This is a genomic window from Micromonospora sp. RV43, assembly GCF_001029515.1.
Taxonomy (GTDB): Bacteria; Actinomycetota; Actinomycetes; order Mycobacteriales; family Micromonosporaceae; genus Micromonospora; species Micromonospora aurantiaca.
The window spans coordinates 1-26751 of the sequence record NZ_LEKG01000053.1 but is presented as its reverse complement, the minus strand read 5'-3'; the positions used below and the strand labels follow the sequence as shown (position 1 = coordinate 26751).

Annotated in this window: 3 protein-coding genes; all 3 read left to right on the top strand. The window is 76.4% G+C overall.

Annotated features, from left to right (window positions below):
• Window positions 1-174 precede the first annotated feature (174 nt).
• The gene (locus tag ABD52_RS15270; protein WP_047892251.1) at window positions 175-10302 is read left to right on the top strand and encodes a type I polyketide synthase; all 10128 of its coding nucleotides are present in this window, start codon (window positions 175-177) and stop codon (window positions 10300-10302) included.
• Between the two features lie 43 nt (window positions 10303-10345).
• On the top strand, window positions 10346-24949 hold the full coding sequence (locus ABD52_RS15265; RefSeq protein WP_047892250.1) for a type I polyketide synthase: 14604 nt from the start codon (window positions 10346-10348) through the stop codon (window positions 24947-24949).
• A gap of 41 nt (window positions 24950-24990) precedes the next feature.
• On the top strand, window positions 24991-26751 hold a 1761-nt coding region (locus tag ABD52_RS15260), incomplete at its 3' end, for a type I polyketide synthase (RefSeq protein WP_047892249.1).

Sequence of the window (26751 nt, the reverse complement as noted above, 5' to 3'; positions counted from 1 at the left end):
CCGCCGTCCGGCGACAATTACCTTTCGTCCGGCGCGTAAGACCTGGTGGGGGGCTGAAACGCCATTTTGTCTGGCAATTCGTGGTCGGCTGAATGGGTTTGGATCTTCGCGGCTTGTGGCGTCCGTGGACGGTATTGGGTCGCTGTTTCTCTCCGACCCGAAGAGGTGGCGTCAATGGCGACTGAAGATACGCTCCGGGAGTACCTGAAATGGGTGACGGCGGACCTTCACCAGACCCGGAGGAAGCTCGGCGAGCTTGAGGCGGCCAGCCGCGAGCCGATCGCCATCGTCGGCATGGCCTGCCGATTCCCGGGCGGGGTGGGCTCGCCCGAGGAACTGTGGGAACTCGTCGACTCCCGCCGCGACGCCTACTCCGCGTTCCCCGCCGACCGCGGCTGGGACCTGGCGCGGCTGTTCCACCCGGACCCCGACCATCCCGGCACGTCGTACGTCGCCGAGGGCGGCTTCGTCGACTCCGCCACCGAGTTCGACGCCGCGTTCTTCGGCATCTCGCCGCGCGAGGCGCTGGCCATGGACCCCCAGCAGCGGCTGCTGCTGGAGACCTCGTGGGAGGCGTTCGAGCACGCCGGCATCGACCCCTCGACGCTGCGAGGCCACCAGGTCGGGGTGTTCGCCAGCACCACCGGCCAGGACTACGTGGGGCTGCTCCAGCAGCCGCCGCCCGGCACCGAGGGCTACATCCTCACCGGCACCGCGGCCAGCGTCGTGTCCGGCCGGATCTCGTACGCGCTCGGCATCGAGGGGCCCGCCGTCACCGTCGACACCGCCTGCTCGTCGTCGCTGGTCGCGCTGCACCTGGCCTGCCAGGCGCTGCGGCAGGGCGAGTGCACCCTGGCGCTGGCCGGCGGCGCCACCGTCATGTCCACCCCGTCCGCGTTCATCGGCTTCAGCCGCCAGCGCGGCCTGGCCCTGGACGGCCGGGTCAAGTCGTTCGCCGCCGCCGCCGACGGCACCGCCTGGGGCGAGGGGGCCGGCCTGCTGCTCGTCGAGCGGCTCTCCGACGCCCGCCGCAACGGCCACCCCGTGCTCGCGGTCGTACGCGGCAGCGCCGTCAACTCCGACGGCGCGAGCAACGGCCTGACCGCCCCCAACGGCCCGTCCCAGCAGCGAGTAGTGCTCCAGGCGCTGGCCAGCGCCCGGCTCGCGCCCGAGCAGGTCGACGTCGTGGAGGCGCACGGCACCGGCACCACCCTCGGCGACCCGATCGAGGCGCAGGCGCTGCTGTCGACGTACGGGCAGGGCCGGCCGGCCGACCAACCGCTCTGGCTCGGCTCGGTCAAGTCGAACATCGGCCACACCCAGGCCGCCGCCGGCGTGGCCGGCGTGATCAAGATGGTGATGGCGTTGCGGCACGACACCGTGCCCGCCACCCTGCACGTCGACGAGCCGACGCCCAACGTGGACTGGACGGCCGGCGCGGTGTCGCTGGCCACCGAGCCGCAGCCGTGGCCCGCCGGGGAGCGGCCCCGCCGCGCCGGCATCTCCTCCTTCGGCATGAGCGGCACCAACGCCCACGTGATCATCGAGGAGGCACCCGCCGCCGACCCGGCCCCGGCGGACGCCCCGGACGGCTCCGCCTCCGAGACCGACCCGGTCACGGCGCCCGGCACCGCCCCGGTCGACGGGGCCGGCCTCGTGCCGGTGCTGGTCTCCGCCCGCGACGCCGGATCCCTGACCGCGCAGGCCACCCGCTGGGCCGACTGGCTCGACGACCGCCCCGGGCTGCGGCTGACCGACGTCGGCTGGTCGTCGGCGAGCACCCGGGCCGGCCTGGAGCACCGCGCCGTACTGCTCGCCACCGACCGCGCCGACCTGGCCGCCGCCCTGCGCGCGCTGGCCGCCGGCGGCGACGCCCCGGGCCTGGTCACCGGCGCGGGTCCGCGCGGCGGCAAGCTCGCGTTCCTCTTCTCCGGCCAGGGCGCGCAGCGCAGCGGCATGGGCCGCGAGCTGGCCGCCGCGTTCCCCGTCTTCGACCGGGCACTGGCCGAGGTCTGCGCCGAGCTGGACCGGCACCTGCCCCGCCCGCTCGCCCCGGTGCTCTTCGCGCCCGAGGGCGACGAGGCGGCCGGACTGCTCAACCAGACCCTCTACACCCAGGCCGGTCTGTTCGCCGTCGAGGTCGCGCTGTTCCGGCTCCTGGAGAGCTGGGGGGTCGTCCCGGACGTGCTGCTCGGCCACTCGATCGGCGAGCTCTCCGCCGCGCACGCGGCCGGCGTGCTGTCGCTGCCCGACGCCGCCACGTTGGTGGCCGCCCGGGGCCGGCTGATGCAGGCCCTGCCGGCCGGCGGCGCGATGCTGGCCGTCCAGCTCCCCGCCGACGCCGTCCGGTCCGCTCTGGCCGACGTCGAGGACCGGGTCGCCGTGGCCGCCGTCAACGGGCCCACCGCCGTCGTCGTCTCCGGCGCCGCCGACGCCGTCGAGGAACTCGAACGCCGCTGGGCCGACCAGGGCGTACGCACCAGGCCGCTGCGGGTCAGCCACGCCTTCCACAGCCCGCTGATGGAACCGATGCTCGCCGAGTTCGCCGCCGTGGTGCGCCGGCTGGAGCTGCAACCGCCGGCGCTGCCGATCGTGTCGAACCTGACCGGCGCCGTCGCCGACGCCGACGAGATCCGCACCGCCGAGTACTGGGTGCGGCACGTGCGGGAGGCGGTCCGCTTCGCCGACGGCGTCGAGCAGCTGCGGGCCCTGGGCGTGCGTACGTTCCTGGAGGTCGGCCCCAGCGGGGTGCTCACCGCGCTGGCCCGCGACGTCCTGGCCGACGACGAGACCGCCGCCGTGGCGCTGCTGCGCCGCGACCGCCCCGAGCCCACGTCGGCGCTCACCGCCCTCGCCGAGCTGCACGTCGGCGGGGTGGAGGTCGCCTGGACCCGGCTGTACGCGGGCGCCGAGACCGCGCGGGTGCCGCTGCCCGGGTACGCCTTCCGCCGCCGGCGCTTCTGGCCCGAGCCGCCGCCCGCCGGCCCCGGCACCGCCTCCTCCGACGGCGACGACGAGTTCTGGACCGCCCTGGAGCAGGCGGACGTCGACACGCTGCGCGGCGAGCTGGGCGACGACGAGCAGGTACGGGCGCTGCTGCCGGCCCTGCCCGCGCTGTCCTCCTGGCGCCGGTCCCGGCGGGAACGCTCCCTCGTGGACGGGTGGTCGTACCAGGTGAGCTGGCAGCCCGTGCCGGTCGGGGACGGCGACGCCCCGGCGGGCCGCTGGCTGGTTGTGCTGCCCGCCGAGGACGCGCCGGCGTGGGCCGACGGCCTGGCCGGGCTCTTCGGCGACGCCGAGCCGCTGGTGCTACGCGTCGGCGCCGCGGACCTGGACCGCGCGGCGCTCGCCGCCCGGCTCCGGATGCTGACCGGCGACCGCGGTGTCGACGGCGTGCTCGCCGTCGTCGCCGGCCAGGACCGGCTGCTGCCCGAGCACCCCGGCGTGACCCTCGCCGCCGCCGGCACCCTCGCCCTCGTCCAGGCGATGACCGACCTGGACCTGGTGGCGCCGCTGTGGTGCGTCACCAGCGGCGCGGTGGCGGCGGCCCCGGGCGACCGGGTCGCGCACCCGCTGCAGACCGAGGTCTGGGGCCTCGGCCGCGCGGCGGCCGTCGAGCAACCGCACCGCTGGGGCGGCCTGGTCGACGTGCCGGCCACCGTCGACGCCGCCATCACCCGGCGGCTCGCCGCCGTGCTGGCCGGCCACGGCGGCGAGGACCAGGTGGCCGTGCGCCCCGGCGGAACCTGGGCCCGGAGGCTCACGCCGGCCCCGCCGGCGACCGACGAGAACCCCGCCGGCGACTGGTGGTCCGGCGCCGTCCTGGTCACCGGCGGCACCGGCGCCCTCGGCGGCCACGTCACCCGCTGGCTGCTCGACCGGGGCGCCGGGCGGGTGGTCCTGGCCAGCCGCCGGGGCGCCGCCGCCCCCGCCGTGGCGGACCTGCTCGACCGGTACGGCGCCGACGGGCGGGTCACCGCCGCCACCTGCGACGTCACCGACCGGCGGTCCGTGGCGGACCTGGTCGGCTCGCTGCCCGACCTGACGGCGGTCGTGCACGCCGCCGGCACCGACCAGCTCACCCCGATCACCGACACCACCCTCGACGAGTTCTCCCACGTCGTCGCGGGCAAGGTGCTCGGCGCCCTGCACCTCGACGCCTGCCTCGCCGAGCGCGACCTCGCCGCGTTCGTCATGTTCTCCTCCATCTCCGGCGTGTGGGGCAGCGCCGGGCAGTGCGCGTACGGCGCCGGCAACTCTCTGCTGGACGGCCTGGCCGTCAACCGGCGCGACCGGGGCCTGCCGGCCACCGCCGTGTCCTGGACGGCCTGGGGCGGCGCGCACGGCATGGCCGCCGAGAACGTCGCCACCGAGCAGCTCAACCGGATGGGCCTGCCGCCCGTCGACCCGGAGAAGGCGCTCGTCGCCCTCGACCGGGCGCTGCGCCGGCCCACGCCCTGCGTGACCGTCGCCGACGTCGACTGGAGCCGGTTCCACCCCGCGTTCACAGTGGCCCGGCCCAGCCCGTTCCTCGGCGACCTGCCGCAGGTGCGGGCGCTCGTCGCGCAGGAGGAGGCCGCCACGCCGGCGGACGGGGTCGCCGCGCCGCTGCGCCACCTCGCGGCGCTCCCGGCCGCGGAGCAGGAGCGGGAGCTGCTGCGCCTGGTCAACGAGCAGACCGCGGCGGTGCTGGGCCACGCCACCCCCGACGAGCTGCGCGGCCGCCCGTTCAAGGACCTCGGCTTCGACTCGCTGACCGCCGTGGACTTCCGGGGACGGTTGAACGCGGCCACCGGCCTGCGGCTGCCCACCACACTGGTCTTCGACTACCCGACCCCCGCCGAGCTGGCCGCGCACCTGCGCGAGCTGGTCTCCGGCGCCGCCCCGGCCGCCGCCCCGCAGACCGTCGTCGTCGATGCCGACGAGCCCGTCGCGATCGTCGGCATGGCCTGCCGCTACCCCGGCGGCGTCGACGGGCCGGAGGCGTTCTGGCGGCTCGTCGCCGACGGCGTGGACGCCATCTCGCCGTTTCCCACCGACCGGGGCTGGGAGATACCCGAGCCGGCCGAGGGGACGCACCCGCCGGCGGGCGGCTTCCTCCACGACGTGGCGGACTTCGACCCCGCCTTCTTCGAGATCTCGCCCCGCGAGGCCCTCGCCATGGACCCGCAGCAGCGGCTCACCCTGGAGACGTCCTGGGAGGCACTGGAGCGGGCCGGGGTGGACCCCGCGTCGCTGCGCGGCAGCCGTACGGGCGTCTTCGTGGGCGCTTCCACCTCCGGCTACGGCACGGGCCTGACCGAGGTCCCCGAGGGCGTCGAGGGCTACCTGATGACGGGCGCCGCGCACAGCGTCATCTCCGGCCGGGTCGCGTACGCCCTCGGGCTGGAGGGCCCCGCCGTCACCGTCGACACCGCCTGCTCCTCGTCGCTGGTGGCGCTGCACCTCGCCGGGGCGGCGCTGCGGCGCGGCGAGTGCGACCTGGCGCTGGCCGGCGGCGTGGCCGTGATGGCCACCCCGACGGCGTTCCAGGAGTTCTCCCGCCAGGGCGGCCTCGCCTCCGACGGGCGGTGCAAGTCCTTCGCCGCGACGGCGGACGGCACCGGCTGGTCCGAGGGCGTCGGCATGCTGCTCGTGCAGCGGCTCTCCGACGCCCGGCGGCAGGGCCGCCGCGTCCTCGCCGTCGTCCGCGGCTCCGCCGTCAACTCCGACGGCGCATCGAACGGCCTGACCGCCCCCAACGGCCCCTCCCAGCAGCGGGTGATCCGGCAGGCGCTGGCCGGCGCCGGGCTGGCGGTCACCGACGTGGACGTCGTCGAGGCGCACGGCACCGGCACCGTCCTCGGTGACCCGATCGAGGCGCAGGCGCTGCTGGCGACGTACGGGCAGGACCGGGGCGACGCCGGCCCGCTGCTGCTGGGCTCGGTCAAGTCGAACATGGGCCACGCGCAGGCCGCCGCCGGTGTGGCCGGCGTGATCAAGGTGGTGCTGGCGATGCGGGAGGGGACCGTACCGGCGACGCTGCACGTGGACGAGCCGTCGCCGCACATCGACTGGTCGGCCGGCGACGTGGAGCTGGTGACCCGGTCCCGGCCGTGGCCGGCCGTCGACCGGCCCCGCCGCGCGGCGGTCTCCTCGTTCGGCATCTCCGGCACGAACGCCCACGTGGTCGTCGAGCTGCCCACCGACGCGCCCGCCGACGCGCCCGCCGACGCCGAGCCGGGCGACGCACCGATGCCGCCCGCAGCCGCTGCGGAGGGGGAACGCGCCGCCGGGCTGCTCACCGCCGACGTGGTGGCCTGGCCCGTCTCGGCCCGCTCCACCTCGGCCCTGGCCGCGCAGGCGTCCCGGCTGGCCCGGCACCTGCGCGCGCACCCCGGCCTCGCCCCGGCGGCGGTCGGCTGGTCGCTCGCCGCGACCCGCTCGGCGTTCGACCGGCGCGCCGCCGTGCTCGGCGCGACCCCCGGCGAGCTGCTGGCCGGCCTGGACGCGCTCGCCGCCGGCACCCCGGCCGGCAACGTCGTGACCGGCACCGTCGCCAACCACGGCGCAGGCCCGGTGTTCGTCTTCCCGGGCGCCACCCCGGCGGGGGCGGCGGCCGCACTGGTGGGCCGCTGCCCGGTCTTCGACGACACCCTCGCCGAGTGCCGGCAGGCCCTCGCGCCCTGGGTCGACGTCGATCCGGCCGCCCTGCTCACCGGCGCGGACGCCTCCTGGGGCGAGCGGCCGGAGCTGGCCCGGCCCGTGCGGTTCGCCGTCGGGGTGGCGCTCGCCGCCGTCTGGCGGCACGCCGGCGTCACCCCCGCCGCTGTCGTCGGCGACGGCGACGGCGAGGTCGTGGCCGCGTACGTGGCGGGCCTGCTGTCCCTGCCCGACGCCGCCCGCACGGTGGCGTTGCGGGCCCGCGCCGCCGCCGGCCACCTGGACCACGACGGCCTCCGCGCCGCCCTCGCGGGGCTCGCCCCGCAGCCGGGGACCGCCCGGCTGGCCTCCACGTTCACCGGCGACTGGGCCGATTCGGCCCGCCTCGGTGTCGACCACTGGGCCGACCTGACCGGCCTTGGTGTCGACCGGGCGGGCCCCGGTGCCGACCCGGCCGGCCTCGGAGCGGCGCCGACCGCCTCCGGCGCCGACCGCCCGGCCGATATCGCCGGGGGACCGGAGCGGCTCGACGCCGCCCTGCGCGCCGCCGTCGCGGCCGGACACGTGACATTCGTGGAGATCTCGCCGGAGCCGGCGCTGACCGACCGGGTCGCCGCCGTCCTCGACGCGACCGGCGCCACCGGCCACGTCCTGGAGACCCTCGCCGGGTCGGACGACGCCGCCACCCGGCTGCTGACCGGCCTCGCCACCGCGCACACCCTCGGCCTGGCGGTGGACCACCGCCGGCTGCTGCCCGAGGCCGAGCCCGTCGACCTGCCCACGTACGCCTTCGACCGGAACCGCTTCTGGCTGGAGCGCACCGGCGCGCACCGCTCGGTCCTGCCCGCAGTGGGCCTCGACGTGGTCGACCACCCGCTGCTCAGCGCGGTGGCCGACCTGCCCGGCGACGAGGGCCTGCTGTTCACCGGCCGGATCACCCTCGCCACCCACCCCTGGCTGGCCGACCACGCCGTGCTGGGCACGGTGCTGCTGCCCGGGACGGCGCTTGTGGAGCTGGCGTCCTGGACCGGCCGGCAGGCCGGCGCGGCGACCGTCGCCGAGCTGAACCTGGAGGCGCCGCTGGCGATCCCCACCGAGGGAGGAATCGACCTGCGGGTCCGCGTCGGCCCGCCGGACGAGACCGGGCACCGGCCCGTCGCCGTCCACACCCGGCGCGACGACGACACCGGACCCGACGGTTCCCGGGCCTGGCAGCGGCACGCCTCCGGCCAGCTCGCCGACACCGTCGACCCGGACCCCGTGCCGGCCGCCGTGTGGCCGCCCGCCGACGCCGAGCCGATCGCCCTCGACGGGCTCTACGCCCGGCTCGCCGCCCAGGGCTACCACTACGGCCCCACCTTCCGGGCGCTGCGCGCCGCCTGGCGCTCGGGCCGGGACATCCTCGCCGAGGTCGCGCTGGACGCCGACGCGTCCACCGACACCACGGCCTTCTCCGTGCACCCGGCCCTGATGGACGCGGCGCTGCACGCCATCGGCGCCAGCGCCACGGCTGGTGAGCCCACCGCTGGCCCGCCGGCCCCCGAGGGCGGCCCCGACATCCGCCCGGGCCTGCCGTTCACCTGGTCGGGCGTGACCATCCGGCCCACCCGCGCCCGCGAACTGCGGATCCGGCTGCGCGCCACCGACGCCGGCTCCGTGGCCCTGACCGTGACCGACACGGGCGCGACCCCGGTCGCCTCCGTCGACGGTCTGGTCCTGCGGCCCATCTCCGGCGAGCAGCTCAGCGCCGCCCGCCGCTCGGCCAGCCGGTCCCTGCACCGCCTCGACTGGGTCGCCCCCGCCACCGGCCGCGCCGACGGCACGTCCCGGCTCGTCGCCCTCGGCGACGACTGGCCCGGCGCCGACCGGCACCCGGACCTGTCGACGCTGGTCGCCGACGTACGCGCTGGTGCCGCCGCACCCGACGCGGTGGTGGTGACCTGCGCCGGAACCGCCGCCGGCGAGCCACACCCGGCCGCCCAGGCGCACCGGGTCGCCCACCGGATGCTCGCGCTGGCCCAGCAGTGGCTCGCCGAGGAGTCCCTCACCGCCGCCCGGCTGGTGGTGGTCACCCGCGGCGCGGTCCGGGTCGACCCGGACGAGCGGATCGCCGACGTGCCGGCCGCCACCGCCTGGGGCCTGCTGCGCTCCGCCCAGTCGGAGAACCCCGACCGGATCGTGCTCCTCGACGTCGACGACGCCCCGGCCGCCGCGCTGCTGCCGGCGGCCCTGGCCACGGGCGAACCCCAGCTCGCCGTACGTGCCGGGCAGCTCCGGGTGCCCCGGCTGACCCGGCTCGGCCCGCCCCCGGCCGAGGCGCCCGGCCCCGACCTGGCCGCCGGCACCGTCCTGGTGACCGGGGCGACCGGTCTGCTCGGGCGGCTCGTGGCACGGCGGCTCGTCACCCGCCATGACGTACGGCACCTGCTGCTGGTCAGCCGCAGCGGGGCGGACGCACCGGGCGTCGCCGCGCTGGTCGACGACCTGGCCGGGCTGGGTGCCACCGCCCGGGTGGCCGCCTGCGACGTCACCGACCGCGATGCGCTCGCCCTGCTGGTCGATGAACTCCCCGCCGACCAGCCGCTGACCGGCGTGGTGCACGCCGCCGGGGTACTCGACGACGGCGTCCTGCCCGCGCTCACCCCGGAGCGCTTCGACGCCGTGCTGCGTCCCAAGGTCGACGCGGCGTGGCACCTGCACGAGCTGACCGAGAAGCTGGACCTGGCTGCGTTCGTGCTCTTCTCCTCGGCGGCCGGCCTGTTCGGCGGCCCCGGGCAGGCCAACCACGCGGCGGCGAACTGTTTCCTCGACGCCCTCGCCCAGCACCGGCGCGACCGGGGACTCCCGGCGCTCTCGCTGGCCTGGGGCCCGTGGGTCAACGACACCGGCGACGGGCGGACCGGGCACGTCGACGAGGCCCGGATGAACCGGGGCGGCTTCGTGCCGCTCGGCGCCGAGGAGGGCATGGACCTGTTCAGCGAGGCCCTGCGCTTCGCCGAGCCGGTGGTCGTACCGGTCAACCTGGACCTCGCCCTGATCGGCCGGCACGGGCCGGCGGCGGTGCCGCCCGTGCTGCGGTCGCTGGTGCGGCCGGCGACGACCGGCGCGGTACGGGCCGCCGAACGCGATCCGGCCGAGGCGCTGCGGGAGACCCTCGCCGCCACGGCGGAGGCCGATCGCGACCAGGTGCTCTCCGACCTGGTGCGGACCCACGCCGCCGCGGTCCTCGGCTACGCGTCGATCCGCTCGATCGACGTCGAGCGCGGCTTCGTCGAGCTGGGCTTCGACTCGCTGACCGCGGTCGAGTTCCGCAACCGGCTCAACGCGGCCACCGGGCTGCGGCTGCCGTCCACGCTGATCTACGACCGGCCGACCACGGCCGCGCTGGTCGAGTACCTGCGGGGCGCGCTGCTGGCGGAGCGGAGCACCTCCGCGCTGACGGTGCTCGGCGAGCTGAACAAGCTGGAGCACGCCATGCGGGCGGTGGCCTCTGCCGACACCGACCGGGCCGCCGTCGGCGCCCGGCTGCGTGAACTGCTCTCCCTGTGGACCTACACCGAGTCCGGTGCGGACTCCGCCGCCGACGAGGGCGCCAGCCTCGAGTCGGCCTCCGCCGAGGAGATCTTCAGCCTGCTGGACGAAGAGTTCGGCTCGGCCTGATCCGGCATGTCGCACACCTCGAACCCCGATACGGAGTGGCCCGATGCCCACTGAGGCAGAGTTCCTCGACTACCTCCGGCGTGCGACTGCCGACCTGCGCGACGCGCGCCGGCGGGTACGCGAGGTGGAGGCCAAGGACCGCGAGCCGATGGCAGTCATCGGCATGGCGTGCCGGTTCCCGGGCGGCGTGTCCAGCCCGGCGGAGCTGTGGGACCTCGTCGACCGGGGCGGCGACGGGGTGGGCGACTTCCCGGCCGACCGGGGCTGGGACCTGGAGCGGCTCTTCGACGTCGACCCGGACAACCCGGGCACGTCGACCAGCAGCCAGGGTGGTTTCCTCTACGACGCGCCGCAGTTCGACCCGGGCTTCTTCGGCATCAGCCCCCGCGAGGCCCTGGCGATGGACCCGCACCAGCGGTTGCTGCTGGAGACCTCCTGGGAGGCGTTCGAGCACGCCGGCATCGACCCGCAGGCGCTGCGCGGCAGCCGGACCGGCGTCTTCGCCGGGGTCATGTACCACGACTACGCGTCGCGGGTGCTGGACCTGCCCGACGGCGTCGAGGGCTACATCGGCACCGGCAACTCCGGCAGCGTGGTGTCCGGGCGGGTGGCGTACACATTCGGGCTGGAGGGCCCAGCCGTCACTGTGGACACGGCGTGCTCGTCGTCGCTGGTCGCCGTGCACCTCGCCACGCAGTCGCTGCGCCAGCGGGACTGCGACTTCGCGCTCGCCGGCGGCGTCACCGTGATGTCCACCCCCGGCACGTTCGCCGACTTCTCCCGCCAGCGGGGCCTGGCCTCGGACGGCCGCTGCAAGTCCTTCGCCGCCGCCGCCGACGGCACCGGCTGGTCCGAGGGCGTCGGCGTGCTGCTCCTGCAACGGCTCTCCGACGCTCGCCGCGACGGCCGCCGGATCCTCGCCGTGGTCCGGGGCAGCGCCGTCAACCAGGACGGCGCCAGCAGCGGGCTCACCGCGCCCAACGGACCGTCACAGGAGCGGGTCATCCGGCAGGCTCTCGCCAACGCCCGGCTCTCGCCGGCCGACATCGACGTGGTCGAGGCGCACGGCACCGGCACCACCCTCGGCGACCCCATCGAGGCACAGGCACTGCTGGCCACGTACGGGCAGGACCGGGGCGAAGGCGGGCCGCTCTGGCTGGGCTCGGTCAAGTCGAACCTGGGCCACACCCAGGCTGCCGCCGGTGCCGCCGGCCTGATCAAGATGATCGAGGCGATCCGGCACCGCACCATGCCCGCCACCCTGCACGTCGACGAGCCCTCCCCGCACATCGACTGGTCCGCCGGGCAGGTCTCGCTGCTGACCGAGGCACGCACGTGGTCGGCCACCGACCGGCCGCGCCGGGCCGCCGTGTCGTCCTTCGGCATCAGCGGTACGAACGCGCACGTCATCCTGGAGGAGGCGCCCGTCGACGACGCCCCGTCCACGGAGGAGGCCCCGTCCGCCGCCGACGCGCCGGTGGCGCTTCCGCTCGCCCCGGTGTTCCTCTCCGCCCGTACGCCCGAGGCGCTCGCCGGGCAGGCCGGCCGCTGGGCCGACCACCTCGCCCGCGCCGACTCCCCGCGCCCGGTCGACGTCGCCGTCTCCTCGGTCAGTCGCGCGGGACTGGAGCACCGCGCGGTCGTCCTGGCCGGCGACGCGGACGACCTGCTCGCCGGGCTGCGGGCCCTCGCCGCAGGCGAGCCGGCCGGCACCGTCACCACCGGTGCGTCGGCGCCGCGCGGCCGGGTGGCCTTCCTCTTCTCCGGCCAGGGCGCGCAGCGCGCCGGTATGGGTCGTGAGCTGTACGTGGCCTTCCCGGTCTTCGCCGCCGCCTTGGACGAGGTGTGTGCTCACCTCGACCCGCTGCTGCCGCGCCCGCTGCGCGAGGTGCTCTTCGCCGGGGCGGGCACGCCCGAGGCGGAGCTGCTGGACCAGACGGTGTTCACCCAGGCGGGGCTGTTCGCCGTCGAGGTGGCCCTGTTCCGCCTGGTCGAGTCGTTCGGTGTCGCGCCGGACCTGGTGGCCGGGCACTCCATCGGTGAGATCGCGGCGGCGCACGTGGCGAGCGTGCTCTCCCTGGCCGACGCGTGCGCGCTGGTCGCGGCGCGGGGTCGGCTGATGCAGGCCCTGCCGGCGGGCGGCGGCATGCTCGCCGTGGCAGCCGACGAGGCCGCGGTGGCCGCCTCCCTGGCGGGGATGACCGGCCGGCTGGACGTGGCCGCCGTGAACGGCCCCGCCGCCGTGGTGGTGGCGGGCGACGCCGAGGCCATCGACGAGGTGCAGCGGGTGTGGTCCGAGCGGGGCGTGCAGACCCGCCGCCTGCGGGTCAGCCACGCCTTCCACAGCGCGCGGATGGACCCGATGCTGGCCGAGTTCGCGGCCGTCGCCGAGGGGCTGACGTTCCGGCCGCCGACGATCCCGGTGGTGTCGAACCTGACCGGCCGCGTCGCCGACGCCGACCAGCTCTGCGACCCGGGCTACTGGGTGCGCCACGTACGCGGCACCGTGCGCTTCGCCGACGCCGTCGACTGCCTGCGCGCCGGGGACGTCGACACCTACCTCGAGGTCGGACCGAACGGCGTCCTGACCGCCATGGCGCAGAACTGCCTCGCCGAGCGCTCGGACGACGAACCGGCGCCTCTGCTGGTATCCGCGTCGCGCCACGACCGCCCCGAGCCGCAGGCCCTCCTGGAAGCCCTCGCAGCGCTGCACGTGCACGGCGTGACCGTCGGCTGGGCGGACCTGCTCGGCCGGGCCGGCGGCCGGCACCTGGACCTGCCGACGTACGCCTTCCAGCACCAGCGCTACTGGCTGGAGCCGGCGGGCCGCTGGACGGACGTGTCCGGGGCGGGCCTCGGTGTGGCCGGGCATCCGCTGCTCGCCGCGGCCGTCTCCGTGGCCGGCGCGGACATGGTGGTGCTGACCGGCCGCCTCTCGACGTCGACGCACGCCTGGCTCGCCGACCACGTCGTCTCCGGCGCGGTGATCGTGCCGGGCGCCGCTCTGGTGGAGTTGGCGGTGCGGGCGGGTGACGAGGTGGGTGCGTCGCGGGTGCGGGAGTTGACCGTGGCGGCGCCGCTGGTGCTGCCGCAGGCGGGTGCGGTGCGGGTGCAGGTGCGCGTCGGCGCGGCCGACGAGACCGGCGTGCGATCGGTGACCGTGCACTCGCAGCCCGAGGAGGCCGCCGACCCGGAGTGGGTGCGGCATGCGGAGGGTGTGCTGGAGCCGGCGTCGGCCGACGAGCCGGGCGTGGGGGAGTGGCCGCCGGTCGACGGCGTCGAGGTGGACGTGGCGGGCTGGTACCCGACCCTGGCGGAGCACGGCCTGTCGTACGGGCCGGTGTTCCGGGGGCTGCGCCGGGTGTGGACCGTCGGCGAGGACGTGTACGCCGAGGTGGCGTTGCCGGACGAGGTGGCCGGTGACGCCGCGGGGTTCGGCGTGCACCCGGCGCTGCTGGACGCCGCGCTGCATCCGATCGGGTTGCTGCCCGGCTTGGAGGGCTCGGGTGGGCCGCGGGTGCCGTTCGCGTTCGAGGGTGTGCAGGTGTATGCCTCGGGTGCGCGGGTGCTGCGGGTGCGGCTCACGCGCGCGGGTTTGGCGGTGCGTCTGGTCGCGTGCGACGAGTCGGGCGCGGCCGTGGTCTCGGTCGACACCCTCGCCCTGCGCGAGCTGACCGGGGTGTCGTCGTCCCCGGACGCGTCGGCCCGGTCGCTGTTCGAACTCACCTGGCAGGCCCAGGAGGTCGCCCCAGCCGGGGAGGCCTCCGGGTGGGCGCTGCTGGGCTCGCCCGCCGCCGCCGCCGACCTGCCGGCCGTCGCTGAGCTGCCGGTGTACGCCGACGTCGAGGCGGTCGCCGTGGCGTCGGGTGTGGCGCCGCGTCTGTTGCTGGTGCCGGCGGGTGGCCTGCGCCGGGCCCTTCATGTCGGGACGGAACCTGCTTCGGCCCCCGGTGAGATGCCCGCCGCCGCCGTCGACAACGGCCCCGAGTCGGTGCGGGCGGCGACGTCGCAGATGCTGGCGACGGTGCGGTCCTGGCTGGCGGCCGACGCGCTGGCGGAGTCGCGGTTGGTCGTGGTGACCCGGGGTGCGGTGTCGGTCGGGGACGGAGACCGGGTCACCGACCTGGCCGCAGCGGCGGTCTGGGGTCTGCTGCGCTCGGCGCAGTCGGAACACCCGGGTCGCATCGTCCTGGCGGACGTCGACGGTGACGTGGACGCCGGGCTGCTGGATGTGCTGACTTCCGTGGCCGACGAGCCGGTGGCGTTCGGTGGTCAGGTCGCGGTGCGTGCGGGTGAGGTGTTCGTACCGCGTCTGGTGCGCGCGGTCGCCCCGGCGTCGCTGGAGACGCCGGTCGTGGGTGACGGTGCGGTGCTGGTGACCGGTGGTACGGGTGCGCTCGGGGCATTGGTCGCGGAGCATCTGGTGTCGGCGTACGGCGTGCGGTCGCTGGTGCTGGTGTCGCGTCGTGGCCCGGCGGCTGCGGGTGCCGGTGAGTTGTCGGAGCGGCTGACCGCGCTGGGTGCGTCGGTGCGGGTGGTCGCCTGCGACGTGACGGACCGGGATCAGGCGTCCGCCCTGGTGGCGGAGGTTTCCGCTGGGGGCCGGCTGGCGGGTGTGGTGCACACCGCCGGTGTCCTGGACGACGGCGTAGTCGAGGGGCTGACCGCCGAGCGGCTTCGTGCGGTGCTGGCGCCGAAGGTGTCGGCGGGTTGGTTCCTGCACGAGGCGACGGCGGGTCTGGGTCTCGATCTGTTCGTGGTGTTCTCGTCGGTTGCGGGTGTGCTGGGTTCGCCGGGTCAGTCGGCGTACGCGGCGGGTAACGCGTTCCTCGACGCCCTGGCGGTCTACCGGCGGCAGCTCGGGTTGCCTGCCGTCAGCCTCGCCTGGGGCATGTGGGACACCGCCGGCATGGCCGCGTCCCTCGACGACGCCGACCGGGCGCGATCGGCGCGGGGCGGCCTCACGGCGATGAGCGCCGAGACCGGGTTGCGCCTGTTCGACGCGGCGCTCACCGCAGACCGCCCCGCCCTGGTGCCCGCCGTGATCGACCTGGCCGCCCTCCGGGCCGCCGTCGGCGCCGGCCCGGTGCCGCCGATGCTCCGCAACCTGATCGGTACGACCACGATCCGGCGCCAGGCGGGACAGGGCACCACCTGGGCGACCCGTATCGGTGGCCTGACCGCCGATGAGGCGCGCGCCCAGGTCGACGTGCTGGTACGCGGCCTCGTCGCGCAGGTGCTCGGGCACGGCGGGGCGGAAGCCGTGCCTGCCGACCGGGCGTTCCGCGAGCTGGGCTTCGACTCGCTGACCGCCGTCGACCTGCGCAACCGCGTGAACGCGGCCACCGGCCTGCGGCTGCCCTCGACGCTGGTGTTCGACTACCCGACGCCGCAGGTGCTCGCCGTCCACGTGCACGCCGAACTCGCCGGTGCCGCCGGCGGTCCCGCCGCGCCGGGCGCGCGGACCACCACCCGCGCCGACGAGCCGCTCGCCATCGTCGGCATGGCCTGCCGCTACCCGGGCGGCGTCGAGACGCCCGACCAGTTGTGGGCGCTGCTGGCCGCCGGCGGGGAGGGGATCGGGGAGTTCCCCACCGACCGTGGCTGGGACCTGGAGAGCCTGTTCGACCCCGACCCCGACCACCCCGGCACGTCGTACACGCGCCACGGCGGCTTCCTGTATGACGCGGGTGCGTTCGACCCGGCGTTCTTCGGGATCTCGCCGCGTGAGGCTCTGGCGATGGATCCGCAGCAGCGGCTGCTGCTGGAGGCGTCGTGGGAGTCGTTCGAGTCGGCAGGGCTGGACCCGCAGCGGTTGCGGGGCAGCCGGACGGGTGTGTTCGCCGGGGTCATGTACCACGACTACGCGTCGCAGCTCATGGAGCTGGCCGGCGAGGTGGAGGGCTACGTCGGCACCGGCAACTCGGGCAGCGTGCTGTCCGGGCGGGTGGCGTACACGTTCGGCCTCGAGGGCCCTGCGGTCACCGTCGACACCGCTTGTTCTTCCAGCCTCGTGGCGCTGCACCTCGCCGCGCAGGCGTTGCGGTCGGGTGAGTGTGATCTGGCGTTGGCCGGTGGTGTGACGGTGATGGCGACGCCGGGGACGTTCATCGAGTTCTCGCGTCAGCGTGGTCTGTCGCAGGACGGCCGGTGCAAGTCGTTCGCCGCCTCGGCCGACGGCACCGGCTGGAGCGAGGGCGTGGGTGTCCTGCTCGTGCAGCGGCTCTCCGACGCCCAGCGGGAAGGCCGGCGCATCCACGCCGTGCTGCGGGGTACGGCTGTGAACCAGGACGGCGCGTCCAACGGCCTGACCGCCCCGAACGGCCCCTCGCAGCAGCGCGTGATCCACCAGGCCCTCGCGAACGCCCGCCTGACTCCGGCCGACGTGGACGCCGTCGAGGCACACGGCACGGGCACGACCCTCGGTGACCCGATCGAGGCGCAGGCTCTGCTGGCCACCTACGGGCAGGAGCGTCCGCAGGATCGGCCGTTGCTGTTGGGGTCGGTGAAGTCGAACATCGGGCACACGCAGGCGGCTGCGGGTGTGGCTGGTGTGATCAAGATGGTGTTGGCGATGCGGTACGGTCTGGTGCCGGCGACGTTGCATGTGGACGAGGCGTCGCCGCATGTGGACTGGTCGGCGGGGGCGGTGGCCCTGGCTACGGAGGCGACCCCGTGGCCGCGGGTGGACCGTCCGCGTCGGGCGGCGGTGTCGTCGTTCGGGATCTCCGGCACGAACGCGCACGTGATCATCGAGCAGCCACCCGCCGAGACGATCGACGCGCGCGCCGCCGACGGGCCGCGCGCCGGACTCGTACCCCTGGTGCTCTCCGCCGCGGACGCTCCGGCGCTGCGCGACCAGGCGGCCCGGCTGGGCGCGCACCTCGCGGCACACCCGGAGCTGGCGCCGGCCGACGTCGCGCACGCCCTGGTCACCACCCGGACCGCGTTCGCGCACCGCGCCGTCGTCCTCGGCCGCGACACAGTCGGCCTGACGCGCGCCTTGGAGTCGCTCCGCCTCGGCGAGGCCACCCCCGCCACGGTCACCGGCACCGCGCTGCGCGGCGGCGACCCGGTCCTCGTCTTCCCCGGCCACGGCGACCCGTGGCCCGCCACGGCCGTCGAGCTGCTGGACCGGGCACCGGAGTTCGCCGCCGTGATCGCCGCCTGCGAGGCGGCCCTCACCCCCCACGTGGACTGGTCGCTCACCGCCGTGCTGCGCGGTGCCGACGGTGCCCCGCCCGCGACGGACCCCCGGGTGACGCACCCCGTCCGGTGGGCCGTGGCGGTTTCGCTGGCCCGCTGGTGGCGTTCGCTCGGCGTCCGGCCCGCCGCCGTGGTCGGGCACGCCCACGGCGAGGTCGCGGCCGCCTGCGTGGCCGGCGCGCTGTCGCTGGAGGACGCGGCGAGGACGATCACCCTCGGCAGCCGGGCCGGCGCCGACCCGGACGCGCTGGCCGGGACCACCCTCGGGGCGGCCGAGGTGCCGCTGTACTCGGCCGTGACCGGCGGACGGGTCGACACCGACGGCCTCGACGCCGCCCGGTGGTACCGGGAACTGTCCGCCGACGCCGACGCCGACGCCGACGCCTTACGCGTCCTGCTCGACGAGGGCCACCGGGTCTTCCTCGAGGCCGCTCCCGCGTCCGTGCTCGCCGCCGGGATCCGCGAGAGCGCGCGGGCCGACGACGCCGTCGTGGTGGCCGCCGAGGACACCCTGGCCGGTGGCTGGCAGCGCATGCTGACGGTCCTCGCCGGGCTGCACGTGCACGGCGTGCCGGTCGACTGGACGGCGATCCTGGGCGCCCCCACCGGCCCGCCGGTCGCGCTGCCCACGTACGCCTTCCAGCGCCAGCGCTACTGGCCGCAGCCGACGTCAGCGACCGCCCCCGCCCTCGCCGTCGCCGACGAGGCGGACCGGAAATTCTGGGAGGCCGTGGAACGCGCCGACGCACAGGCGCTGGCCGCCGCGATGCGCATCGACGAGGCCACGGCCCGCTCCCTCGACCCCGCGCTGCCGCTGCTCTCCTCGTGGCGCCGGCGCCGCCGCGAAGAGTCCACCGTCGACTTGTGGCGCTACCGGGTGACCTGGAAGCCGCTGACCGTCGCGGAGGCCACCCTCGCCGGCACCTGGCTGCTGGTCGTGCCGGCCGCCGGCGTCGAGCACCCCCTGGCCGACGGCGTCGCCCGGGTGCTGGGCGAGGGCGGGGCCGAGGTCGTCCGGATCGACGCGACGGAGCCGGACCGGCAGGCGCTTGCCGACCGGCTCGCGCGTACCGGTGGGCCCGTCGCCGGCGTGCTCTCGCTGCTCGGCCTGGACGACGCGCCGCACCCGGCCCACCCGGTCGTCCCGGCGGGCCTCGCCGCCACGTACGCACTGGTCCAGGCCCTCGGCGACGCCGGAATCACCGCGCCGCTGTGGTGCGCCACCGCCGGTGCGGTCTCGACCGGCCGGGCCGACCAGCTCGACCGCCCCCGGCAGGCGATGCTCTGGGGGCTCGGCCGGGTGGTCGCCCTGGAGCACCCGGACCGCTGGGGTGGCCTCGTCGACCTGCCCACGACGCTGGACCCCCGGGACCGGGCCCGGCTCGTGGCGGTGCTGGCCGGCGTCGACGCCGAGGACCAGCTGGCGCTGCGCCCCTCCGGGGTGTTCGCCCGGCGGCTGGTCCGGGCCCGCGCCGACCGGACGGCGACCGGGGACTGGCGTCCCGCCAGCGGCGCCGTCCTGGTCACCGGCGGCCTGGGGTCGATCGGGGCCCAGGTCGCGCGCTGGCTGGCCCGCGAGGGCGTCGGCGAGCTGGTGCTGACCGGCCGCCAGGGGCCCGCCACGCCCGGTGCCGACGCGCTGGCCGACGAACTGCGCGCCGCCGGCGCCACCGTCACCGTGGCCGCCTGCGACGTCGCGGACCCCGCCGCCGTACGGGCCCTCGTCGAGCGGCTGGCCGGGCAGGGCACCCGCGTCGGGGCCGTGTTCCACACCGCGGGCGTGGCCCACGCCGCGCCGGTCGCGGCCACCGACGTGGCCGACCTCGCCGACGCCCTGCGGGCCAAGGTGGCCGGCGCGGTGAACCTGGACGAGGCGTGCGGCGACGATCTGTCGGCGTTCGTGCTCTTCTCCTCCGGCGCGGGCGTCTGGGGCGGCGGGCACCAGGGCGGCTACGCCGCCGCCAACGCCTTCCTCGACGCGCTCGCCGAGGACCGGCGACGGCGCGGCCGGGCCGCCACCGCCATCGCCTGGGGCGCCTGGGACGGCGGCGGCATGGTCGACGCCGAGGGCGCCGCCGACCAGATGTTCCGCTCGGGCGTCCGGGCCATGCGCCCCGACCTCGCGGTCTCCGTGCTGGCCGGGGCGCTCGACGACGGCGACACCACGCTCACCGTGGCGGACATCGCCTGGGACCGGTTCCTCCAGACCTACACGCTGGCCCGCCCCCGGCCGCTGATCGCCGACGTCCCCGAGGTGGCGCAACTGCTCGCCGCCGGGCAGCGCGACGCCGACCCGTCCGACACGGCCTCGCCGCTGCGCGGCCGGCTGGCCGGCCTCGCCGCGCCGGAGCGCCGCCGGGTCCTGCTCGACCTCGTACGGGTCCACGCGGCGGCGGTGCTGCGGCTGGCCTCGCCGCAGGCGCTCGCTGCGGACCGGTCGTTCCGGGAGATCGGCTTCGACTCGCTCAGCGCCGTCGAGATGCGCAACCGGCTCGCCGAGGCGGTGGGGCTGAACCTGCCGGCGACCCTGGTGTTCGACCGCCCGACGCCCGACGCCCTCGCCGAGCACCTGGCGGGCAGGCTCGCGGGCGACGACAGCCCGGCGGCGGTTCCCACCCGGGCCGCCACCGCGCTGGACGAGCCGATCGCCATCGTCTCGATGAGCTGCCGCTACCCCGGCGGCGTCGCCGGCCCCGAGGACCTGTGGCGACTCGTCGCCGAGGGACGCGACGGCATCGCGGAGTTCCCGGCCGACCGGGGCTGGGACCTGGCGGCCATCTACGACCCCGACCCCGACCGGCCCGGCACCTCGTACGTGCGGGAGGGCGGCTTCCTCACCGACGCCGCCGGCTTCGACGCGGCCCTGTTCGGCATCTCCCCGCGCGAGGCGATGGTGATGGACCCGCAGCAGCGGGTGCTGCTGGAGAGCGCCTGGGAGTTGTTCGAGCGGGCCGGCACCGCGCCGGCCGACATGCGGGAGACCAACACCGGCGTCTTCGTCGGCACCAACGGCCAGGACTACGCGACGCTGCTGATGGCCGCCCGGGTCGAGACCGAGGGCTACCAGGCCACCGGCAACGTCGCCGCCGTCATCAGCGGTCGGCTGGCGTACCACTTCGGGTTGCAGGGCCCGGCCGTCAGCGTCGACACCGCCTGCTCGTCGTCGCTGGTGGCGCTGCACCTGGCCTGCCAGTCCCTGCGGCAGGGCGAGTGCGACGTCGCGGTCGCCGGCGGCGTGACGGTGATGGCCACCCCCGGCCCGTTCCTCGAGTTCGCCCGGCAGCGTGGGCTCGCCCTCGACGGCCGGTGCAAGTCGTTCGCCGGGGCCGCCGACGGCACCGGCTGGGGCGAGGGCGTCGGCCTGGTGATGTTGCAGCGGCTCTCCGACGCCCAGCGCGACGGCCGGCGGATCCTTGCCGTCGTCCGCGGCTCGGCCATGAACCAGGACGGCGCCAGCAACGGCCTGACCGCGCCCAACGGGCCCGCCCAGGAGCGGGTGATCAACCAGGCGCTGGCCAACGCGCGGCTGACCGCCGCCGACGTGGACGCCGTCGACGGGCACGGCACCGGCACCCGGCTCGGCGACCCGATCGAGGCGCAGGCGCTCCTGGCCACGTACGGGCGGGACCGGCCCGCCGACCGGCCGCTGCTGCTCGGCTCGGTCAAGTCGAACATCGGCCACACCCAGGCCGCCGCCGGGGTCTCCGGCGTGATCAAGATGGTGCTGGCGCTCCAGCACGACCTGCTGCCGCCCACCCTGCACGTGGACGAGCCGTCGCCGCACGTGGACTGGTCGGCGGGCGCCGTCGCGCTGCTGACCGAGGCGCAGCCGTGGCCGGACGTGGAGCGGCCTCGCCGGGCCGCCGTGTCGTCGTTCGGGGTCAGCGGCACCAACGTGCACGTCATCCTCGAACAGGCGCCGGCCGCGCCGCCGGCCGACACCGGCACGCCCCGCCCCGCCGCCGGGCCGCCGGTGCTGCCCTGGGTCGTCTCGGCCGACACCGCCGACAGCCTGCGGGCCCAGGCGGCCCGGCTGGCCGACTGGCTGCCGCAGACCGCCGCGTCCGCCGCCGACGTGGCCCGGGCACTGGCGACCGGACGTTCCCCGCTGCGGCACCGCGCGGTGCTGCTCGCCGAGGACGCCGACGCCGCCCTCGGCGGCCTGCGGGCCCTCGCCGCCGGGCAGGAGCACCCCGGGCTCACCCGGGGCGTCGCCGAGCCCGGCGGGGCGCTGGCGATGCTCTTCTCCGGCCAGGGCGCCCAGCACGCCGGCATGGGCCGCCGCCTGTACGAGACGTTCCCCGTCTTCGCGGCGGCCGTCGACGAGGCGTGCCAGCACCTGGACGCGTACCTGCCGCGGCCGCTGCGCACGGTGCTGTTCGCCGAGCCCGGCACCGCCGAGGCCGACCTGCTCGACCAGACGGTCTTCACCCAGGCCGGGCTCTTCGCCGTCGAGGTGGCGCTGTTCCGGCTGCTCGAACACTGGGGGATCCGGCCCGACTTCGTGGCCGGGCACTCCGTCGGGGAGATCAGCGCGGCCCACGTCGCCGGGGTGCTCGACCTGCCCGACGCCTGCGCGCTCGTCGGCAACCGGGGCCGGCTGATGCAGGCCCTGCCCGCCGGCGGCGGGATGCTGGCCGTCGCCGCGCCCGAGGTTGACGTGCTGCGGGCGCTGGACGGCACGCCGGGACAGGCGGCCGTCGCCGCCGTGAACGGGTCGGCCGCCGTCGTCGTCGCCGGCGCCGACGAGGCGCTGGCCGGGTTGGCCGCCCACTTCGCCGACCTCGGCGTACGCACCAAGCGGCTGCGGGTCAGCCACGCCTTCCACAGCCCGTTGATGGAGCCGATGCTCGCCGAGTTCGCGGCCGTCGCGGCGACCCTGTCGTACGCCCCGCCGACGGTGTCGCTGGTGTCGAACCTGACCGGCGCGGTCGTCGACGCCGAGCAGCTCTGCACTCCCGACTACTGGGTGCGCCACGTCCGGGAGGCGGTCCGCTTCGCCGACACCGTCACCCACCTGCACGCCCACGGGGTGACCCGGTTCCTGGAGGTCGGGCCGGACACCGTGCTGACCGCACTGACCGCCGACGCGCTGCCGGTGGACGCCCCGATCGTCGTGACCGGCGTGCAGCGGCCCGGCCAGGACGAGGTGACCACCCTGCTCGGCGCGGTGGCCGAGCTGTACTGCCACGGCATGCCCGTACGTTTCCCGGCGCTGCTTCCCGGTGGCGGCCACGTGGACCTGCCCACGTACGCGTTCGCCCACCAGCGGTTCTGGCCGACCCTCGACGCGGCGCCGGGGCCCACCCCCGCCACCACCCCCGACGACGTCGACTCGGCGTTCTGGCGGGCCGTGGCATCGGGCGACGGCGACGAACTCGCCAGCCGGCTCGGACTCGACGCGGACCGGCCGCTGCGGAAGCTGCTGCCGGACCTGGACCGGTGGCGGCGCCGGCAGCGGGAGGACACCCTCGCCGGCGGCTGGCGCTACCGGATCACCTGGCGTTCGCGGGCCCTCGCGGCGGGCGCCGTCGAGGGCACCTGGACCCTTGTGCACAGCGGCACCGGCCAGCCGGTCGCCGACCGGCTCGCCGAACTGCTCACCGCCCGTGGCGGTGACGTGCGGCAGATCGTCGTCGATCCGGCGACGACCGACCGGAACGCGCTCGCCGGGCAGCTCGCCGCCGCGGCGCCCGCCCGGATCGTGTCGCTGCTCGCCCTCGACGAGCGGGCGCACCCCGAGCGCCCGGCCGTGCCGCTGGGCCTGACCGCGAACCTCGCCCTCGTGCAGGCGGTCACGGACGCCCTGCCCCCGGCACCGTTGTGGCTGCTCACCCGGCAGGCAGTCGCCACCGGCGCCGACGACCCCGTCGCCCGCCCCGCCCAGGCCACCACGTGGGGCCTCGGCCTGGTGACCGCGCTGGAACACCCCCGGCACTGGGGTGGCCTGCTGGACCTGCCCGCCACCCTGGACACCGCCGCCGCCGAGGGAGTCCTGGCGGCCATCACCGCCGCCGGCGACGAGGACCAGCTCGCGGTGCGCGAATCCGGGACGTACCTGCGGCGGCTGGAGCGCGCGCCCCGCGCCGAGGCACCGGCCGGCTGGCAGGCACCGGACACCGTCCTGGTCACCGGCGGCACCGGCGCCGTCGGCCGGTACGCCGCAGGCTGGTTCGCCCGGCACGGCGCGCGGCGACTGCTGCTGGTCAGCCGGCGCGGCGCGGCCGCCCCCGGGGCCGACGAGGCGGTGGCGGAACTGGCCGCCCTCGGCGCCGAGGCCCGGGTGCTGGCCTGCGACCTGGCCGACCGGGACGCGGTCGCGGACCTCGTGCGCTCCCTGCGTGCCGACGGCGAGACCGTGCACGCGGTGGTGCACGCCGCCGGGGTGGGCCGGCTCAACCCGGTCGCCGCCGTGACCGAGGCGGAACTCGCCGACGTCGTCTCCGGCAAGATCGCCGGCGCCCGGCACCTCGGCGAGCTCCTCGACCCGGAGCCGCTCGACCTGGTCGTGCACTTCTCCTCCATCGCGGCCGTCTGGGGCGTCGGCGACCACGGCGCGTACGCCGCCGGCAACGCCTTCCTGGACGCCTGGGCGCAGTCCCGGCCTGCCGGGCGGGCCCGGCACCTCTCGGTGAACTGGGGCCCCTGGGCCGGCGGCGGCATGGTGACCGACGCGCACGCCGCGGCCATGAGCCGGCGCGGGGTGTCCCTGCTCGACCGGGAACCGGCGATGGCCGCCCTGCGCGCCGGCCTCGACGGCGACGACACCGCCCTCACCGTCGCCGACATCGACTGGGACCGCTTCGCGCCGGTGTTCGCCTCCGCCCGGCCCCGGCCGCTGATCAGCGAGATCGCCGAGGTGGCCGCCCAGGCCGCGGCGGCGCGTGCCACCGCCGAGGAGGGCGACCAGGTCGCCGGCGAACTGCGCAAGCGGCTCGGCGAGCTGTCGCAGGCCGAACAGGTACGGCTGCTGGTCGACCTCATCCGCACCGCCGCGGGCGAGGTCATCGGCCACGACACCCCGTACGCGGTGGAGGCCGGGCGGCCCTTCCGGGACCTCGGTTTCGACTCGCTCACCGCCGTGGAGCTGCGGGGCCGGCTGGCCCGTTCGACCGGGCTGAGCCTGCCCAGCTCGGTGGTGTTCGACCACCCGACCCCACAGGCGCTGGCCGAGCACCTGCGGGCCGAACTGCTCGACGAGGCGTCGGTGGAGGCGCTGCCCACCCTCGCGGAGCTGGACCAGTTGGAGATCGCCCTCGCGCTGCGCGACCCGGACGACATCGGCCGGGTGCGGATCACGATGCGCCTGCACAGCCTGCTCGAACGGCTCGGCGTCGCGGAGGAACGCCGGGAGGAGACCGCCGAGGTGGCCGACCGGCTGCGGGCGGCCAGCAACCAGGAGCTGTTCGACCTCATCGACCAGGACCTCGGGCTCTCCTGAGCCGTACGGGGACCTGTGGTGTCACGAGAAAGCGAGATGTCATGGCGGACGAAGAGCGGCTGCGCGAATACCTGACGCGCGTCGTCGCCGAGCTGCAGCAGACCCGCCAACGGCTGCGCGAGGTCACCGCCGAGGAGTCCGAGCCGGTGGCGATCGTGGCGATGAGCTGCCGCTACCCGGGCGGCATCAGCTCGCCCGAGGAGCTGTGGGAGTTCGTCTCGTCCGGCGGGGACGCCATCGGCGACTTCCCCACGGATCGCGGCTGGGACCTGAAGCGGCTCTACCACGCCGATCCGGACAACGCCGGCACCTCGTACACCACGGCCGGCGGATTCCTGCGCGACGCGGGGGAGTTCGACGCAGCGCTGTTCGGCATCTCGCCGCGCGAGGCGGTCGCCATGGACCCGCAGCAGCGGCTGCTGCTGGAGGTCACCTGGGAGCTGTTCGAGCGCGCCGGCATCGCCCCGCTGTCGCTGCGCGGCAGCCGCTCCGGCGTCTTCGTCGGCACCTCCGGGCAGGACTACGCCGCCGTGCTGCACCGGGCGCCCGGCGTCGAGGGGTACGTGCTGACCGGCACCGCCGCCAGCGTGGTCTCCGGCCGGCTGGCGTACACGTTCGGACTGGAAGGCCCGTCGGTCACCGTGGACACCGCCTGCTCGTCGGCATCCGTCGCCATCCACCTCGCCTGCCAGGCGCTGCGTCAACGCGAGTGCGGCCTCGCCCTGGCCGGCGGCGCGACCGTGCTGGCCACCCCCGGCCCGTTCGTCGAGTTCTCCCGGCAGCGCGGCCTCGCCGCCGACGGCCGGTGCAAGTCGTTCGCCGCCTCCGCCGACGGCACCGGCTGGTCCGAGGGCGTCGGCATGCTGCTGCTGGAACGGCTCAGCGACGCCCGCCGCAACGGCCACCCCGTACTCGGCGTCATCCGCAGCTCGGCGGTCAACTCCGACGGCGCGTCCAACGGCCTGACCGCCCCCAACGGCCCGTCCCAGCAGCGGGTCATCCGGCAGGCCCTGGCCGGCGCGAAGCTCACCCCCGACCTGGTCGACGTGGTCGAGGCACACGGCACCGGCACCACCCTCGGCGACCCGATCGAGGCCCAGGCGCTGCTCGCCACGTACGGCCGGGAGCGGGGCGACGCCGCGCCGCTGCTGCTCGGCTCGATCAAGTCGAACATCGGCCACACCCAGGCCGCCGCCGGCATCGCCGGGGTGATCAAGATGGTGCTGGCGATGCGGCACGGCATCGTGCCGGCCACCCTGCACGTCGACGAGCCCACCCCGCACGTGGACTGGGCCGCCGGCGCGGTCACCCTGGTCACCGAGGCCACGCCGTGGCCGGCCGTGGACCGGCCGCGCCGGGCCGCCGTCTCGTCGTTCGGAATGAGCGGCACCAACACCCACCTCATCCTCGAGCAGCCCGAGCCGGCCGGCGCCGAGGCGGACCGCCCGGCGGCGCCCGCGCCCGCGCCGGTGCTGCTCACCGGCCGCACCCGCACCGCCCTGCGCCGCCAGGCCGAGCGCTGGTCGGCCTGGCTCGCCGACGACCCGGACGCACGCCCGGCCGACGTCGCCCGGACGTCGGTGCTCTCGCGCTCGCCCCTGGAACACCGGGCGGTCGTCCTCGCCGACGACCGCGACGGCCTGCTCGCCGCCCTGCACGCCCTCGCCGACGACCGGCCCGCCCCCGGCCTGGTCACCGGCACCGCCGCCGAGCGGGGCGGGGTCGCGTTCCTCTTCTCCGGCCAGGGTGCCCAGCGCGCCGGCGCCGGCCGGGAACTGTACGAGGCGTACCCGGTCTTCGCG

Bases quoted from the DNA above. Each gene is read 5' to 3' on its own strand.
- ABD52_RS15270 (WP_047892251.1), top strand. From the start codon at position 175: ATGGCGACTGAAGATACGCTCCGGGAGTACCTGAAATGGGTGACGGCG.
- ABD52_RS15265 (WP_047892250.1), top strand. From the start codon at position 10,346: ATGCCCACTGAGGCAGAGTTCCTCGACTACCTCCGGCGTGCGACTGCC.